Raw genomic sequence first — 16416 nt, 5'->3', positions numbered from 1 at the left:
ATGGGCGCTGCTGGAGTCTTTGTTGCCATCGTCGAAGCGTCGGCGCGAAGGTTCCCCGCCGTCGAGCTTGCCAGGCGGGGGATTGCCGCTGCGGCGCGGTGCACGCTTGCTGTGCTTGAGGACAAGACGCAGGTCGGCGCCGAGCCGGTCGAGGGTGCTGAGGCTGGCTGGTGAGGCGGCCGAGCGGCTCGTCGAGCTGGGTGTGATCGAGGACGACCTAGTCGGCTGTGGCGGCGAGCGGACGTCGGCGAAGAGGCGTTCGAGGCAGCGCTCGAGGGTGTGGTCCGCCGCTTGGAGGAGTGGCCCCAGTCGTATCAAGGCGCGTGACGTAGCATCACCGTCGGCGCGGGGGGTCGCGCTTCGAAGGGACCATCGCGGATGGCCGCCGTGCTCCAAGCTGACCCCACCACCGCCAATCGCCTGAAGCCTGTCCTAGCCGCCATCGTCGTGGCGCTCACCCTCGCGGCGCTCGGAGCCGGATTCGGTGCCGTACTCGGCTGGGTAGGAGCTCCCGACCTGCCCGATGACGAGGCGGCCATCGCGATCGTCGGGCCCGCCATCCCCGTGAACGCCGACGGAACCGCGGCCGAGATCACCGTCGTCGGGCGGCTGCCGGACCTGTTCGGATACGAGCACCCCGACGGCCCCTGGACCTGGCTCACCGGCGACAGCGACTACATCCCCGGGTCGGTCTGGCTCAGTACGCCCGGCGGGGACGATCCGGCCGCGACCGCCAGGACCATCGGGGATGCGCTCACCGCCTCCGGCTGGCACGTCGAGGCCACCGACGACGTGGCTGCCAAGAAAGACCAATGGAGCCTGGCCGTCTACCCGTGGTCCGACGGATCCGTCGTGCTCCAGCTCAGCCGGAGCAGGCCCGGCAAGGTGGTGCCGTTCGCCCTCATCGGCTACCTGGCGGGACTGGCGGCAGGGTGGCGGGGCGGGCGGCGTTTCGCCGGCGGGCCCACCCCCGCGCGAGTCGCGGGCTGGGCCGGGGTCGTGCTGCTCCTGCCCGGCACCGTGCTCACCACCGTCGCGCTCGTGCCGCCGCAGGCCGATGCGATCTGGGCGCCGTACCTGCTCTCCGGGATCCGGCTGTTCTCCACCGCCGGTATCGCCCTGCTGGCGGGGGCCGTCGCGCTGGCCGCATCGACAAGGGTGCGGAGGAGGATCAGGACGTGAGGCGCCCCACCTCGCGGACGACCGCGCCGGCGCCGTCCTCCAAGGCCAGGCGCTCGGCCAGCGTCTCGGCCCGCGTCCGGTACACCGGGTCCGTCACCGCCAGCGACAAGGCCTTGGCCAGGTTGTCCGCGGTCAGGTGGCGCATCCTGATCGGGCCCGGCGAGACGCCCAGCTGTTGCAGGCGCTGGGCCCAGAACGGCTGGTCCACCATGACCGGCACCGGGACCGACGGTACGCCCGCGCGCAGGCCGGCCGCCGTGGTGCCCGCCCCGGCGTGATGGACCACTGCGGCCATCCTCGGGAAGAGCCATTCGTGTGGTACCTCATCCACGGCGAACACATCCCCGCCCGCCGACGCCGTCAGGCCCGCCCAGCCCGAGCTCACGACAGCGCGCAGGCCCGCCTTGCGCACCGCCTTGGCCAGCAGCGCCGACAGAGCGTCGCGGTCGCGGACCGGCATGCTGCCGAAGCCCAGGTACACCGGGGGAGGGCCCGCATCCAGGAAGGCCTCCAGCTCCGGCGACGGGGTGAAGTCCGGTTCCGCGGCCGGCCACCAGTAGCCAACCGGGCGGTACCACGACGGCCAGTCGGGCGGGGCGGGGACGACGAGGGGGCTGTAGCCGTACAAGATGGGCCAGTGCTTTTCCTCCTGGGACTGCAGCCACGCCGATGCGCTCACGTCCGGGAGGCCGAGCTCGCGGCGCAGCTCCGCCACGGCGGGGCGGAACGGGTGCTGGCCGGCCGTCAGCAGGAGCCGTGCGAGGCGGTGGTTCAGGGCGCCGCCGTAGGACCTGGTGGTCAGGGCCGGGGGTGCGAACTCGCGGGTGGGGGTGAGCGGCTGGAGGTACGCGCCGATGCTCGGAATGCCCAGGCCCTCGGCGATGACGACGCCGAACCAGCTCGTGGGGGTGACCAGCAGAACATCGGCGTCGCGGGCGGCGGCCAGCATCGACTGGGCCAGGGGGTGGGCGTGCTCGGCGACGACCTTGTTCACGGCCAGGGTCATGCGGGTCAGGCCGCGGTCGGCGAAGCGGGTGCGCAGCTGCTCCTGGGCGTCCATGGGCAGCAGGTGGAAGTGCAGGCCGCAGCGCTCGATCAGGGGCTGGAAGACCGCGTGGGTGGCGATGGTGACCGCGTGGCCGGCCTGCTGGAGGCGTACCCCGAGGCCGGTGTAGGGCGCCACGTCGCCGCGGCTGCCGATGGCCATGATCGCTACGCGTGCCATGGAACGATCATCGCAGGCGCGGCTGTGGATCTCCTGAGGCGTGGAACGTGTGGAAGCGGCGCTCGTGGTAGATCAGGCGGCCGTCGGGGGTGCCGGTGAGGACCGTGGTGACCTCGGCCACGACCACCGTCGAGGCGCCCACGGCGACGCGGTGCAGGGGGAGGCAGCGCATGACGGCCTGGGCGTCGCGCAGGGCCGGTTCGCCCGTCGGCAGCGTGATCCAGTCCTGGTCGGGCGTGAACCTCGGGCCGCCGGGGCGGGCGAAGTCGTGGGCCAGGTCGGCGTGGGCGGCGCCGAGGAGGTTGACGACGAGGCTGGGGGCGGCGGTGATGAGCTTGGCCGAGGGGGAGTCCATGACCGAGAACGACAGGGCGGGCGGGGCCAGGGAGACCGAGGCCACGCTCGAGGCGGTCAGGCCGGCCGGGCCGTCGGGGCCGGCGACGGAGATGATCGCCACCCCGGTCGGATAGCCGCGGAATGCGGCCCTGAACCCGGTCACCAACTCGTCGCTCACCGATTCCACGGTAAAACCTCAACCCGGGTTGAGGTCAAGAGCGGCTAGCATCCATGGCCATGAGTGAGCCGATCCTGGCCGGGTTTCATCCCGATCCGTCGGTGTGCCGGGCCGGCGACGAGTACTTCCTGGTCAACTCCTCGTTCGAGTACCTGCCGGGGGTGCCCGTCTCCGCCAGCCGGGACCTGCTGCGGTGGCGGCGGATCGGGCACGTGCTCGACCGGCCGGAGCAGCTCACGCTGGCCTCGGGCGCTGGGAGCGGCGGGATTTTCGCGCCGACCCTGCGGTACCACGGCGGGCGTTTCTGGATGGTGACGACCGACATCGCGCGGGCGGCGGAGGGCCACCTCCTCGTGTGGAGCGAGGACCCGGCCGGGCCGTGGAGCACGCCGGTGGTGACCCGGGGCGCGAGCGGCATCGATCCCGACCTGGCCTGGGACGAGCGCGGCGACTGCTTCCTGACCTGGTCGGCGGGCGGGCCCGAGCCGATCCGGCAGGCGCGGCTCGATCCCGAGACGGGCGCGCTGCGGTCCGAGCCGGTCGCGCTGTGGCCCGGGACCGGGCTGGCCTACCCCGAGGGGCCGCACCTGTACCGCCGCGGCGACTACTGGTACCTCCTGCTCGCCGAGGGCGGGACCGAGCGCGGGCACGCGGTCACCGTTGCGCGTTCGCGCAGCATCTCCGGGCCGTTCGAACCCTGTCCGCACAACCCGATCCTGAGCCATCGCAGCACGACGCACCCGGTGCAGAGCACGGGGCACGCCGACCTGGTCGAGACGGCCGGCGGGGAGTGGGCGATGGTCTACCTCGCGGTGCGCCCGCACGGGTCCCCGCCCGGCTGGCACGTCAACGGGCGGGAGACGTTCCTCGCCGGGGTGCGCTGGGACGCCGGATGGCCCTGCGTGGACGAGGAGGCCTATCCGGTACCGCCGGCGGAAGGCGCCTTCGTCGACTCCTTCGCCGCGCTGGACACGCGCTGGGTTTCGCCGGGGTCGTATCCGTCCTCGTTCGCGCGGACCGGCCCGGACGGCCTGGTGCTGGGCGCGGCGGGCGGGCAGGCGCGGCTGCTCGCGGTACGAGTGACGGATTTTGCCTGGATGGCGACGGCCGAGCTGGGCGGGGCCGGGCGCCTGGTGCTGCGGTTGGACGAGCGGCACCGGGCGCACGTGGAGCTGGTGGACGGGGAGGTCGTGGCCTCGGCGACCGTCGGGCCGTTCGTGCGGGAGCTGGCGCGCGAACGTGCGCGAACGTCCACCGTGGCGATCCGGGTCGGCCCGCATCCGGTCGCGCACGGGCCGGCGGCCGGGCCCGATCTGGTCGAGCTGGGATACCTCGACGCAGACGGATTCACAAAGGTGGCCGACGTGGACGGGCGCTACCTGGCCACCGAGGTCGCCGGCGGGTTCACGGGGCGGGTCGTCGGCGTGGAGGAGGTCGGGCGGGCGAGCGTCGTGCGGCGGTTCGCGTACCGGCCGGTCAGTCCGGGGTGATCAGACCGTCCAGGCCGACCAGGATCGCGATGACGCCGAAGATGGCGAGCATCAGCGCCACCCCGGTCGTGCCGTCGGCGTTCGGCTGGGGGACCGGCGACGGGCGGCCGGTGAGCCGGTCCCACAGCAGGGCCAGGCCGACGGCGATGCCGACCAGCTCGAAGATGTAGATGCCCGAGCCCCGCAGCAGGTGGATGAGCACGAACATCACGCCGAGGGCGAGGGCGAAGATGCCGACGACCCAGCCGAACGGGGCCATCCGCTCGGCGAACCGGCCCAGCCCGGGGCCGACCCGCGGCAGCCGCCGCAGCAGAGCGACGGCCAGCAGGAAGCCCCCGGCGATGTTGGCCAGGTCGAGCAGCAGCGCCAGGATCACGCTCGGGATGCTAACGGGGTGCGCGGACCGCGCGCTATTCGGCTGAAACTTTCAGCGTCGGCACGTCCAGCTCGTCCGCCTGCATGCGCAGCCGGGTGGTGGTGATCTGGCCCTCGGCGTCGACGCGCACCCGCTGGGCGCGGACCGCGTCGGGGTGGCCGGTGGCGACGACGGCGTGCATCCGGGCGTGCAGGTCCGGGTCCGCGCGCAGCGCCTCGGCCAGGATGCGGTTGCGCTGCAACAGATCGCGCACGTACAGCGCGGCGCCCTGCTCGGCGCGCAGGAGCGGGCCGTCGGCCGGGGGATGGGCGGGGACGTACCGGCTGCCGGTGAACCCGTTCGGCCCGATGTGGTGCCAGAGCAGGATGTGCGGGTCCTCGCCCTCGACGAGCACGACCCGGTCGACGAAGAAGTCGCCGTAGCCGTCCTCTGTGGACCGGCGGTCGGCCGCGGTGGGGATGACGGCGACGATCCGCGCGCCCGGGACGGTCGTCTGCAGCAGGAGGTTCGCCGCGGCCTCGTGCAGGCGCAGGTCGGCCTGGCGCATCTCGCCGTTGAGCACGGCCCGCTCCCGCGCGAGGCCGGTGAACGGCAGCTCGAAGTCGCCCTGGCCGCGCACGTTGAACGACTCCACCGTGAGCTGGCCGGGGAAGCGGACGCCGTGCAGGTTGCGCAGCAGGCTCGCGACCAGGTGGGCGATGCGGTGGAAGAGCTGCGGCTCCGGCTGCCACGGAATGTCCCGCTTCCAGGTCCAGCCGTCGTCCGGCGGCGCGAAGCCCTCCCCGGCCAGGTACTCGTGCTCCCCGGCGGTGAGCGCGGCCGCGTCGAGGTCGCTCACCTCGACCGTGATCGATTCGAGGTTCTGGATGTACTGCACGTACCGGTCCGCGCCGAACCGCAGGATCACCGCGTCGTCGAACGCGCACTGCCCGAAGTCGAGCGCGAGCCCCCGGGCGAAGGTGTCCCAGTCGATCGCGTCGTCCAAAGTCCCCATGTGTCGATCATGTCAAAGTCGTCGCCGCCCCCGCGGTGGCGATTTCCCCAATGGCGACTGTCCCGTCGGCGAACGCCGCCATCCACGTGACCTTCGTGGGCCCGGGGTCCACGGTGGACGGGATGTCGAGCCGCATCTCGTACGTCACGGTCGAATGCGGCGGGATCGAGCGCGCGGCACAGTTGAGGCGGTAGGTCCTCGCGGTGCCGGCGATGCCCTGCCGGTACGCCGGGCACGGCTCCAGCCGGAACGCCCGCGGGAAGGTGTTCGTGACCTTGACCTGGTAGACCAGGGTCGTGCCGCGCTCCGCCACCTTCGGCACGGCCATGGTGACGGTGAGCGGGGCGTTGAGCAGGGGCGCCTGGACGTACCACGGGCTGATCGCGTAACCGCAACCCGCGTCGGGAACGTTCGGCACCGCGTAGCCGCGGCCGTCGCCCCAGGTGACGGCCAGCTGGTGGTGCGGCGAGGGCTTCCCGCCGGGGCACGGCGTGACCGCGATCTCCACGCGGACCGGTTCGCCGGGGTCGACCGTCGCGGGCGTCTGCGCGCCGTCGGCCCGGGGCGCGAGCGGGCCGGTCGGCACGTCCGCCCCGTCGGCCTCGAGCGACGGCGTGCCGCTCAGCGTGCAGCGGGCCGAGCGGATGCTCGGGACCAGCACCGTGTACGTCACCGTGCCGTCGGCGGCGGTCGAGGTCCCGTCCAGCCATGGGCCGGGCGACAGATCGTCGGCGGCACACGGGCTCGCGTCCGGGCGGGGGCTGCGGCGGGACAGGGTGGGCAGGCTCGCCTCGGCCCGCTCCCACGCGATGACCCCCTGCGCCGGTTGCGCGCCGGGCACGGGGAGGGCGAGCACGCCCACGCCGGCGAGGACGGCACCGGCGACGATCGCGGCCATCGTCGTGTACCGCCGCCGCTTCCGCCGCCGGATGCCCGCCTGGACGCGCTCGACGGGTGCGGCCCACCCCGTCGGCATGTGCCGCTCGTCGCCGAGTTCCCGGCGGATCAGCTGCTCGAGGTCCATCAGACGTCGCTCCCGTCGAGGTCGCGGGTGCCGAGCGCGGCCCGGAGCTTGGCCAGGGCGCGGGAGGCGTTGCTCTTCACGGTGCCGACCGAGCAGCCGAGCGCGGCCGCCACCTGCTGCTCGGAGAAGTCGTCGTAGTACCGCAGCACCAGGACCGCCCGCTGCTGCTTGGGCAGCGCCACGATCGCCTGCCACAGCTCGCCGTCCGGGGGCTCGGCGTCGACGTGCGCGACGTCGGGCGTGGCGTCGGTGAGGCGCTCCCGGCGCAGCGAGCGGACCCGGTTCAGGTAGCGGTTGACGACGATGCGCCGCACGTACCCGCCGGGGTCGTCCTGTTTCTGCACGCGCCGCCAGGCCATGCCGGTGCGCTCCAGCGCGTCCTGCACGAGGTCGGCCGCGAGGTGCTGGTCGCCGCTGAGCAGATAGGCGAATCGCAGCAGCTCGCGGTGTCGGTCCCGCACGTAGTCCTCGAACGAGGGCGGGGCGTCCCAGCTCGGCATGCACCAAGGACACCACCGGGGCGCAAAAGGTTGCACGCGGGTCTACGCCGCCTCGCGCCGCTTTACGCGGCGAGTTCCTCCAGCCCCGCCGCCAGCATGCGGCCGGTGCGGGGGAAGTCGTAGAGCAGCGTCCGGTACCGCTCCAGCGGCACCACCAGGCTCGTCGCCGGCACCCCGCGGCTGCGCAGCACCCCGGCCGTCCACGCCAGGAACCCGGTGAACAGCTCGGGGTCGTCCACGAACACGGCGGAGGTGAGGAAGTCCACGATGTGGGCCAGGTCGGCCATGGTCGCGTCGAGCTGGGCCGGCGAGTAGCCGCGCATCGGCGGGAAGACCCGGCGCAGCTCGGCCGCGGCCTCCTCGACCAGGTCGCCGCGCCGCTTCACCAGGGCGGTGTGCTCGTCGTCGGCGAGGTGGGCCAGGGCCTCCGGCGGGGGCGTGCGCAGCGCCTCGCGGTCGTCGAGCAGGTCGGCCGCCCCGGTCGCGTCGGCCGCCCAGCAGGCGCCGATGGTGCGGGCCCAGCGGCCGCCGGGGCCGAAGCCGCGGCCGCCGACGATGAGCGGGACCTCGGTACGGTGGCAGGCCTGCACGGCGCGGTGGGCCATCGGCAGCCGGGTGGCCAGCGCGCAACTGAGCGCGACCGCGTCGATGTCGTTGGCGTGCAGGTAGGACACGAGGTGCGCGACCGGCACGCTGGCGCCGAGGAACGTGACCTGCCAGCCGCGCATCCGCAGCACCTCGGAGACGATCCGGGCCGGCAGGGCGTGCCACTCGCCGTCGAGGCAGGCGATCACGACCCGCCGCTGGGCGCCCGCGCGGCCGCGGGAGGCGAGGGTGCCCAGCGCGGCGACGACCCGCTCGCTGATGTGCGTGGCCGCGTGCTCCTGCGCGACGCTCCACTCGTTGCGCTGCCACCACTCGCCGACCTGGGCCTGCGCGGGCGCGACGACGTCGAGCAGCACGCGCTCGGCGCTCACGCCCGCGTCGAGCAGGGCGCACGCCACGTCGACGGCGCCCTCCTCGTCGGCGGCGCCCAGGCAGGCGACGTAGTCGTCGTACGCGGTCATGACACCGCGACCCCGCGCTGGACCGCGTGCAGGTGGCGCGGGCCGCCCGTGCGCACCGGCGCCGCCCGCACGGCCAGGACCGCGATGTCGTCGTGGTCGCGGCCGCCGAGCCAGTCGGTGGTGAGCTGCTCCACGCGCTCGGCGAGGGCCGGCGCGGGCATGGCGTGGCAGCCGGCGAGCGCGGTGGTGAGGCGGCGCAGGCCGTACATCTCGTCGCCGCGATGCCCGCCGCGCGCCTCCGTGACGCCGTCGGTGAACAGCACGCAGCTCTCGCCGGGCTCCAGGCGCACCGTGTGCCGGCCGAAGGTCGGGGTGTCGGTGACGCCGACGAGCATGCCGCGCAGCGCGACGGTCTCCACCGTGCCGTCGGCCCGCAGCACCAGCGGGGGCAGGTGCCCGCCGCCGGCCAGGCTCAGCCTCAGCCCGCCGCCCTGGCGGGGCTGCGCGGTGCCGAGCACCATGGTGGCGAACCGGCCGTCGGAGACGCCCTCGAGCAGCATGTCGTTGAGCACGTGCAGCAGCCGCAGCGGGTCGTCCTCGACCCGGCGCAGCGCGCGCAGGCTGTGCCGGACCTGGCCGGTGAGCACGGCCGCGTCGACGCCCTTGCCGGACACGTCGCCGAGGAAGAACATGGCGCCGCCGCCGCTGGTCGGGTGGGCGCCGTAGAAGTCGCCGCCGATCTGCATCGTGGAGCGGGCCGGGCGGTAGGCGGTGCCCCAGGCGAGCCCGGCGACCGGCGGCGGGGTCTCGGGCAGCAGGCTCTCCTGCAGCGTGGCGGCGACGCGGGACTGCGCGGCGTACAGCTGCGCGGCCTCCAGCGCGGCACCCACCCGCGCGGCGAAGTCGTTGAGCGCGTCCACGCGGGCGTCGTCGAGTTCGGCGACGACCAGCGCGGCGGCCGGCCCGCCCGCGGCCAGGATCGGCACGACCCACGCGGCCGGGGTCGCGGAGCCGCCGAGGAACGCGGTGCCGCCCGGCCACAGGAACGGCTGGGCGACCGGGTTGCCGTCGAGCGTGTCGCGCACCGCGGCCGGCATCGCGGCCAGCGTGACCTGCTCCTGCCGCACGGGCGCGGCGCCGGCGGCGTGCCAGCAGCGGGCCCGGCCGCGGCGGGTGGGCACCACGAGCAGGGCCGCCTCGCCGAGGGACTGCACCGCCAGCTCGACGGTCGCCTTGCAGACCCGGTCGGCGTTGAGCATGCCGCCGAGGCGCCGCGCGGTGGCGGCGAGGAAGGCGGCGGAGTCGCCGGCGCGATCGAGATACCACGCCACCTGCCCGGCCCCGAGCTCGACCCGGCGGCCCCGCAGGTTCGCGGGCAAGGGCATTCCCGGGTGTACCGCGGGCAGCATCGCCATCGCGGCCGGGTTGCGGTACCGGACGAATCCGGTGTCGTCGCAGAGCAGCACGCCCTCGTCGACGTGGTCGAGGAGGCGCACCAGGGCGGCGTCGGGAACCGTCCCGCGGAGCGCGGCCGTGTCGGGCGCACCCATCGGTGCGTTCATTGGTCGTCCAATCCGTGGCCGGTGCGTTCCGGTCCGAGCCTACGCGCCCGTGATCCGCCATGCACGCTCGCGACCTTGGCCTTACGCTGGCCTGACGGGTCGATTCCCCAGATCGGAGAGCCCTCGCGATGACAGTCAGCGACCAGCGCGACTCGGCGATGCTGCAGATCACCGTCGCCGGCGAGCCCGGCGGCGTGACGGTGGTGTGCGTGCACGGCGAGGTCGACTACGACACCGCCGGTGACCTGCGCGCCGCCCTGTTCGGGGCGATCGAGCGGCGGCCGCCCGGCGTCGTGGTCGACCTGTCGCGACTGCGCTTTCTGGACAGCACCGGCCTCGGCGTCATCGTCAGCGGCTGGCAGCGGGCCCGCAGGTCGGGCATGCACTACGCGCTGCGGAGCGTACCCGGCGTCATCGCCGAGCAGTTCGAACTCACCGGCCTGGCGACGCTGCTCACGTTCGAGGAAGACACCAGCGCGGCATAGCGCGCCGTCACTCGTTCGTGGCCGATTGCCGGATCAGGTTGCCGGGAGCCCTCCCACGCGACGGCGACTGACGACCGTTCGGACGAGTTCTGGGAACGCTCACACCCGATAGGTATTGAGACCTGGTCGGCGCGGCAGCAGGGTGGCTCCACCGGGGTCATCGCCCAACGCAGCACGGCAGCCGTCGCGCCGGCCAACGACGTTTTCGCGCGTCTCGGGTCTTCCTTAGGTCTTCCTTTGGCGACGCTGCGTGCCGGCGCGCGGCTGCCAGGATGACCGCGTGTCGATGGCGACGAGCGCGATTCGGATGGTGACGGCCGGTTGTGCCGCGGTGACGCTGGCCCTGGGACTGGCGGGCTGCTCGGGCGATGACGGGGCCACCGCCGACCGCGACGCCACCTACACCACGGCGGCGCTCAAGGCGGGCGTGCTGGAGCCGGCGGACGTCGGTACCAGCTGGAAACGCCCCGAACAGCAGCCGCCCACGACGACGCTGACCCCGCTGTGCCCCGGCGTCCCGACCCGCCCGCCGATCCCCGGCACGCCCGGCGTCATCGCGGCGGCGCTGGCCGACGAGGGCGACAAGGGCGCGCAGGCCTTCGACCAGATGGGCCTCGCGTACGCCGACGCGCCCGCGATGGAGGCGGCGTTCACCAAGCTGCAGGACGCCATGGAGGCCTGCCCGCCGAGCGCCACGCGCAGCGCCGGTCCGCGCGAGGAGTCCTCCGAGGCCGGCTACACCGAGACGAGCACCATCGAGCCGCTCGAATCCGGCGGGTGGAAGGGCTTCGTGACGCTGCGGCACAAGGTGTACGAGCCGACCTACCCGGGCTCCGCCGACATCGCGGTCGCCGTGGTGGGCCGGGGCAACGCCGTGGTCGTGGCCAGTTACGCGGTGTACTGGGTGGGGGAGCACAGTACCGGCCCGGAGTTCGACACGGACTGGCGGCGGATGGTCGGGACCGTGCTCAGCCGAACCGACGCGAAACGCGCCAAATAATCTTGCCCGCGGCTTGAACCCTGCGGGCCGCCGCTACGAACAACCCGGTGTGAGGTACACGCAGGAGCAGACTCAGCGGCGATCGCGGTGGACCGTCCGCGCCGCCCTCGCCGGCGCCGGGGTCGTGGCCCTGCTCGGGATCGCCGCGCCCGCGCGGGCCGACGTGGCGGTGACGCCGGCCGAGGCCGTGCAGGGCGACGGGGCCGACCTGACGTTCCGGATCGCCAACGACAGCCCGAGCGCCTCGATCACCGCGATCGACGTGCAGCTGCCGGGCGAGACGCCGATCGCCGAGGTGTACCCGCTGTCGGTCGACGACTGGGCCCCGTCGATGACCAACGTGAAGATCGACAAGCCGGTCGCGTCGCTGCACGGGTATCAGATCACCGAGGTGACCACCGGGGTCAAGTGGGTCGCGATGGAGGGGCGTGCGCTGCCGCCCGGTGGCAGGACGGAGCTGTACCTCTCGATCGGGCCGCTGCCCGCGGTGGACCGGCTGGCCTTCGCGGTGACCCTGTTCAACTCGGACGGGACGCAGACCAAGTGGAACGGCCCGCTGGTGCTGAAAGCCGGCGCCGGGCATGCCGAGCATGGCGCGGCGGCCCCCGTTGCGAATGATGCCGCTCCTCCGCCTGCGCCTTCTTCCGGCGGTACCAATTATCTGACCTGGAGTCTGGTCGCGCTGTTGTTCATTGCCGCGATCTGCATTGTCAGCGTGGTACTGCAGAATCGCCGGCCGGTTGTCGGAGAAAAACCTGCGGCATAGCTTCCACCTGCCCAAATGCTGTTATTCAACGGCGTTTTGCGGGCGTCTTTAATGTTTCTTAGATCGCTCTTCCATGGTTGACGCCGGTCAATCGGCGATTCTAGGTTGACATTCGAAAAAGAGGTTTTACCCCCAGAGAGGTTTTCCGCCATGCAGCGAAGGTCAGCACGGTGGCGCGGGTTCGAGGATGACGAGCCGGATCGCTCGCTCGAGGACCAGCCCCAGCCGCGCAGCAAGATCCGGGTGATCACCATCATCGCGGCGGTCGTCGCCTTCGGTGCGGGCCTCGCCACGACCCAGCTCGCCGACGCCGCCACCCGCAAGCGGGGACCCGGCCAGGGCCAGGCGCCCGCGGCGTGCGCGACCACCCCGGGCAAGACCCCGGCGACCGGCGCCGGCCGCACCAACACCGCCAACCCCAACGCCAAGGCCTCCGCGAGCGCCCCGCCCGAGGAGGGCGCCGACCCGGCCGCCGGGGCCGTGCCCAAGCCCAACCAGACCGCCGGCGACGTCGACGGCGGCAACCAGAACGGCCACCGGGTGACCAACCACCTCGGCGACGGCCAGGTCAACGGCCGCCCGCAGTGGCGCCGGGTCAACCCGAACTGCCCGACCCCGGCCCCGACCAACACCGGGTCGACCGGCGCGACCGGCGTACCGTCGGCCGGCAGCAGCAACGGCACCACGCTCGAGACGCTCGGCAACGACTGCAGCCAGAGCCGCCTCGCCGCGCACACCGGCTTCCAGGACGCCCCGCGCTGCGTGAGCACCGCGTTCGGCGAGGTCAGCAGCCAGGACAAGAACCCCACGCTGCTCATCACCCGGGCCCCGCAGCGGGTCCGCGTCGGCCAGGCCTTCACGCTGCAGGTCAGCACCCGCAACCTGGTCCGCGACCGCTTCCTCGGCGCGGCGGCCGGCGGGTACTACCTCGAAAGCGCGTTCCTCACGCCCGACGGCCTGACCCGCGGCCACTTCCACACCGCGTGCCGGATGCTGGCCACCACGCGCAGCGCGCCCGACCCGACGGTGGCCCCGGCGTTCTTCGTCGCCACCGAGGACAAGGCCGGCGGCGCCCAGCCGGACACCGTCACCATCAACGTGACGGGCATGCCGACCGCGGGCACCGCCCAGTGCGCCTCGTGGGCCGGTGACGGCTCGCACCGCATCCCGATGATGCAGAAGGCCAACGAGGTCCCGGCCTTCGACTCGGTCCGGATCACGGTCACCAACTAGGTCGCTCGCTGCCGAAGGCGGGGTGGGTCCGGGCCCACCCCGCCTTGGCGTGCGGAACTCAGCGGCTCAGGTCGTGGCGGCGGTGGGTGGCCTTCTCGACGAACGCGGTGGGCACCAGGCGCTTGAGCGGGAACACGAGCGCCGCGTTGCTGCCCACCGCGTAGAGCGCCTTGGGCCGCGAAGCCTCGATCGCCTTCACGATGGTGGCCGCGACCCGCTCGGCCGACGTCCCGGCACTCTCGTTGCGGTTCAGCGCGGCGAGCATCCGCTCGAAATCCTCCCGATGCGGCGAGGTTTCGCTGTTGTACTGCGTGCGCCGCCCACTGATCCCGGTATTGATCGACCCCGGCTCGACGGTCGTGAACCAGACGCCGAACGGCGAGTACTCGTGCCGCGCGCCGTCGCTGAAGCCCTTGAGGGCCGCCTTCGTCGCCACGTAGGAGGAGCGGTACGCGAGCGGGAACGAGGCGAGCATGGATCCGATCATGACGATCCGGCCGTACCGGCGCTCACGCATGCCGGGCACGAGCAACTGTGCGAGCCGCACGGGCCCGAGGACGTTCACCTGGAACACCCGCCGCAGCGCATCGCCGGGCAGCTCCTCGAACGGCCCCGACTGACTCTCGCCCGCGTTGTTGACGAGGATGTCGACCGGTCCTGCGGAACTCGCCAGTGCGTCGACGGAGGCGTCGTCCCCGAGGTCGAGCGGCAGGTACTCCACCCCTTCGGCCCGGTGCTCCGCGCCGAGTTCCCCGGGCCGCCGGCTGGTGCCCAGGACCCGGTACCCGCGCGCGACCAGCGCCGCGGCGGTCGCCTTCCCGATGCCGGACGAGGCCCCGGTCACCAATGCGGTGCGCTGCATCGCTGCACCCTATCGCTTGACCTTCGGGTTGCTTGAACCTCCAGGATGGGTGGCGTGGGGGAACACATGAGCATCGGAGCGTTCGCGCGGGTCGCCGGCATCACGCCCAGCGCGCTGCGCTTCTACGACGAGTGCGGCCTGGTCCGGCCCGCCTCGGTGGACGCGGCCACGGGCTACCGCTCCTACTCGCCGGCCCAGCTCGAGGAGGTGCTGCTGATCCGCCGGCTGCGCGAGGCCGGGCTGCCCCTGGTCGACGTACGCCGGGTCCTCACCGGCCCGCCCGCCGACGCCTCGGCCCTGCTGACCCGCCACCTGGAGTCGATGGAACGCGCGGTTGCGGCGACCCGCGCGCTGCTGGACGGCTTCGCCTCGCCTGCCGGTGTGGCTCTGCCGGGCCGGCTGCTGGCCGAGGCTGTCTCCCAGGTGGCCCCGGCGGCGGCCCGGGGCGGCGAGTTCCCGGCGCTGGGCGGGGTCCTGTTCGAGGTGGCGGAGGGCGAGCTGCGGCTGGTCGCCACCGACCGGTTCCGCCTGGCGATCCGCTCCCTGCCCGTTGTCGGGGGTGTCGAGGCCTCCACGGCGGTCGTCGAGGTGGGCGTGCTGGAGGCGTTGCGTCCCTGGCTGGCGGCTCAGGACACCGTGCGGCTCCCGGCGCCCGACGACGGGGAGCTGCGGATCGGCGATCGGGTCCTGCCCACGCTGCGGGAGCCGTTTCCCGACTACCGGGTCGTCCTCGACGGGCTGCCCGCCCCGATCGCCCAGGTGGTCGTCCCGCGGGAGGCGTTCCTGGAGGCCCTCGGTCCCGATCCGTCCGCGCGGCTGGACCTGGTGATCGACGGCGGCCTGCGGATCGCGGCGGCGGAGGTCCCGGCGGCCGTCACGGGCGGGCCGGTGGCGATCAGCTTCCAGTTCTCCACGTTGTACCCCGCTGTGGCCGCCGCCCTCGGGCCCGACGTCCTGCTGCGGATCGGCGCCCCGGACCTGCCGGTCGTCGTGCACTCGGCCGACGACAGCGACTTCACCACCTTGATCATGCCCGTCGCTCGGCCGACGGCGGCGGCTTCACGACCCTGATCATGCCCGTCGCTCGGCCGACGGCGGCGACTTCACCACCCGTCAAAGGAGACCGATGACCGACGACACCATGACCCGCATCGGCGCCGCGGTCTCGCGGGGCCGCGCCGGGGAACGCCTCGCGGCGCGCGACGAGCTGGTTGCCATCTGGTCCACGCTGGCCTCGGACGACGCCCTGCACCGGTGCGCGCTGGCGCACTACCTGGCCGACCTGCAGGACGACCCGGCGGTGGAGCTGGAGTGGGACGAGCGCGCGCTGGAGGCATCGACCGGCCTGCCCACGGCGCAGGCGGCGAGTTTCCTGCCGTCGCTGCACCTCAACCTCGCGGACGTCCACCGGCGCCTCGACCACCCCGTGCTCGCGCGGGAGCACCTGGCCCTGGCGCGGGCCCACGAGCACCACCTGGCCGACGACGACTACGGGACGATGATCCGGGGCGGGATTCGACACCTGGATGACACCTTGGGGGCGATATCCTGAGGGAGGTTCTGAGTTCGAGGGCCGTCGAGTAGATCGTCGGTCAGGCCTGTCGCCGTCGATGGCCTAGCGTGCGCCGAGAAGCACGCCCCTATGTGAGTACGACCGCCATCCGAGTGCGGACCCGCAAAGAGATCCGTTCCAACCGCCGCCCACGTCGGCACCGCTGCTGGGGCCACCTCCTCGCCGCGCCCCTGTGGCCCATGCACGGCGCCAACCTGGGCACGTTGTTGCGCACCTGCGACGCTGTGGGTGCCTGCCTGGTCGTCCCGCCCTGGTCCTGGGTCGACGAGGCGCTGGCAAGAGGCAACACCCTGCGCCACCCGACGTGCGTACACCGCGTCGCCAACCCCGTCCACTGGCTCACGACCGAACGAACCGCCGGAAGCCGCATCCTCGGCGTCGAACTCGCCGACGAGGCCGTGCGGCTGGCCGACCTTCCGGCCGCTCGCCAACGCACCGTCATGGTCCTGGGCCACGAGTCGACCGGCATCCCGCCGGAGGCCTTGGACCTGCTCGACGCCGCCGTGGAAATCCCGATGGTGGGCACGGGGCAGAGCCTGAACGTCGCCGTGGCCGGCTCGCTCGTCCTCTACAAACTGGCCGGACTTCTGTAGAGCGCCCTTGCCACTGCCGTCGTCCGGCCG

The 16416-nt window shown here is 73.2% G+C and carries 18 protein-coding genes; 9 read left to right on the top strand and 9 right to left on the bottom strand.

The features are described from left to right. The first annotated feature begins 387 nt into the window (after positions 1-387). Entirely contained in the window at positions 388-1182 is a 795-nt protein-coding gene (locus tag ACQPZ4_RS38035; protein WP_433047112.1) for a hypothetical protein, read from the top strand. Here the strand turns inward: ACQPZ4_RS38035 and ACQPZ4_RS38030 are convergent. Next, a complete protein-coding gene (locus tag ACQPZ4_RS38030) occupies positions 1172-2407 on the bottom strand; it encodes a glycosyltransferase (RefSeq protein ID WP_433047109.1) in 1236 nt (411 codons plus the stop codon). The two genes, ACQPZ4_RS38035 and ACQPZ4_RS38030, sit on opposite strands and share 11 nt — an antisense overlap. A gap of 7 nt (positions 2408-2414) precedes the next feature. Further along, positions 2415-2921 (bottom strand): flavin reductase family protein, encoded by a 507-nt coding sequence (locus ACQPZ4_RS38025; protein ID WP_433047106.1) that lies wholly within the window; start codon positions 2919-2921, stop codon positions 2415-2417. A gap of 59 nt (positions 2922-2980) precedes the next feature. On the opposite strand from ACQPZ4_RS38025, the gene ACQPZ4_RS38020 reads away from it, so the two are divergent. Then, complete coding sequence (locus ACQPZ4_RS38020; protein WP_433047103.1) at positions 2981-4411, top strand: family 43 glycosylhydrolase; 1431 nt, start codon at positions 2981-2983, stop codon at positions 4409-4411. On the opposite strand, the gene ACQPZ4_RS38015 is transcribed toward ACQPZ4_RS38020, so the two are convergent. The 6 genes from ACQPZ4_RS38015 to ACQPZ4_RS37990 all read right to left on the bottom strand — a co-directional run bounded on the left by ACQPZ4_RS38015 (position 4398) and on the right by ACQPZ4_RS37990 (position 9862). Further along, positions 4398-4787: a hypothetical protein gene (locus ACQPZ4_RS38015; RefSeq protein ID WP_433047100.1), complete on the bottom strand. Its 390-nt coding sequence runs from the start codon at positions 4785-4787 to the stop codon at positions 4398-4400. The genes ACQPZ4_RS38020 and ACQPZ4_RS38015 overlap by 14 nt on opposite strands. A 34-nt stretch (positions 4788-4821) precedes the next feature. After that, entirely contained in the window at positions 4822-5781 is a 960-nt protein-coding gene (locus ACQPZ4_RS38010) for a TY-Chap domain-containing protein (RefSeq protein ID WP_433047097.1), read from the bottom strand. A 7-nt stretch (positions 5782-5788) separates the two neighbouring features. After that, complete coding sequence (locus tag ACQPZ4_RS38005; protein ID WP_433047094.1) at positions 5789-6805, bottom strand: DUF4232 domain-containing protein; 1017 nt, start codon at positions 6803-6805, stop codon at positions 5789-5791. Further along, positions 6805-7305, bottom strand: coding sequence for a SigE family RNA polymerase sigma factor (locus ACQPZ4_RS38000; protein WP_433047091.1), 501 nt, complete (start codon positions 7303-7305; stop codon positions 6805-6807). The genes ACQPZ4_RS38005 and ACQPZ4_RS38000 overlap by 1 nt, the downstream gene beginning before the upstream one ends. Before the next feature lie 62 nt (positions 7306-7367). Continuing rightward, entirely contained in the window at positions 7368-8372 is a 1005-nt protein-coding gene (locus ACQPZ4_RS37995) for a cobalamin B12-binding domain-containing protein (protein WP_433047088.1), read from the bottom strand. Continuing rightward, a complete protein-coding gene (locus tag ACQPZ4_RS37990) occupies positions 8369-9862 on the bottom strand; it encodes a SpoIIE family protein phosphatase (protein WP_433047085.1) in 1494 nt (497 codons plus the stop codon). Before ACQPZ4_RS37990 ends, ACQPZ4_RS37995 begins: the two co-directional genes overlap by 4 nt. A 140-nt stretch (positions 9863-10002) precedes the next feature. Between ACQPZ4_RS37990 and ACQPZ4_RS37985 the strand changes: the two genes are divergently transcribed. From ACQPZ4_RS37985 to ACQPZ4_RS37970, 4 genes are all read left to right on the top strand, one after another. After that, the gene (locus ACQPZ4_RS37985) at positions 10003-10359 is read left to right on the top strand and encodes an STAS domain-containing protein (protein ID WP_433047082.1); all 357 of its coding nucleotides are present in this window, start codon (positions 10003-10005) and stop codon (positions 10357-10359) included. Positions 10360-10639: 280 nt separating this feature from the next. After that, positions 10640-11359: a hypothetical protein gene (locus ACQPZ4_RS37980; RefSeq protein WP_433047079.1), complete on the top strand. Its 720-nt coding sequence runs from the start codon at positions 10640-10642 to the stop codon at positions 11357-11359. Between the two features lie 124 nt (positions 11360-11483). Then, entirely contained in the window at positions 11484-12125 is a 642-nt protein-coding gene (locus ACQPZ4_RS37975; protein WP_433047076.1) for a DUF1775 domain-containing protein, read from the top strand. Between the two features lie 150 nt (positions 12126-12275). After that, entirely contained in the window at positions 12276-13358 is a 1083-nt protein-coding gene (locus ACQPZ4_RS37970; RefSeq protein WP_433047073.1) for a Pecanex-like protein 1, read from the top strand. A 58-nt stretch (positions 13359-13416) separates the two neighbouring features. Here the strand turns inward: ACQPZ4_RS37970 and ACQPZ4_RS37965 are convergent, their stop codons facing one another. Then, entirely contained in the window at positions 13417-14220 is an 804-nt protein-coding gene (locus ACQPZ4_RS37965; RefSeq protein WP_433047070.1) for an SDR family oxidoreductase, read from the bottom strand. A 66-nt stretch (positions 14221-14286) separates the two neighbouring features. Here ACQPZ4_RS37965 and ACQPZ4_RS37960 point away from each other — a divergent pair, with 66 nt between their 5' ends. The 3 genes from ACQPZ4_RS37960 to ACQPZ4_RS37950 all read left to right on the top strand — a co-directional run bounded on the left by ACQPZ4_RS37960 (position 14287) and on the right by ACQPZ4_RS37950 (position 16386). After that, the gene (locus ACQPZ4_RS37960; RefSeq protein ID WP_433047067.1) at positions 14287-15291 is read left to right on the top strand and encodes a MerR family transcriptional regulator; all 1005 of its coding nucleotides are present in this window, start codon (positions 14287-14289) and stop codon (positions 15289-15291) included. A gap of 55 nt (positions 15292-15346) precedes the next feature. Next, on the top strand, positions 15347-15772 hold the full coding sequence (locus tag ACQPZ4_RS37955; RefSeq protein WP_433047064.1) for a hypothetical protein: 426 nt from the start codon (positions 15347-15349) through the stop codon (positions 15770-15772). A 200-nt stretch (positions 15773-15972) separates the two neighbouring features. Beyond that, on the top strand, positions 15973-16386 hold the full coding sequence (locus ACQPZ4_RS37950) for a TrmH family RNA methyltransferase (protein ID WP_433047061.1): 414 nt from the start codon (positions 15973-15975) through the stop codon (positions 16384-16386). Positions 16387-16416: the final 30 nt, after the last annotated feature.

Origin of the sequence: Dactylosporangium sp. CS-033363, from assembly GCF_050942475.1 — a bacterium.
Classification (GTDB): domain Bacteria; phylum Actinomycetota; class Actinomycetes; order Mycobacteriales; family Micromonosporaceae; genus Dactylosporangium.
This window is presented reverse-complemented; position numbering and strand designations above follow the sequence as displayed.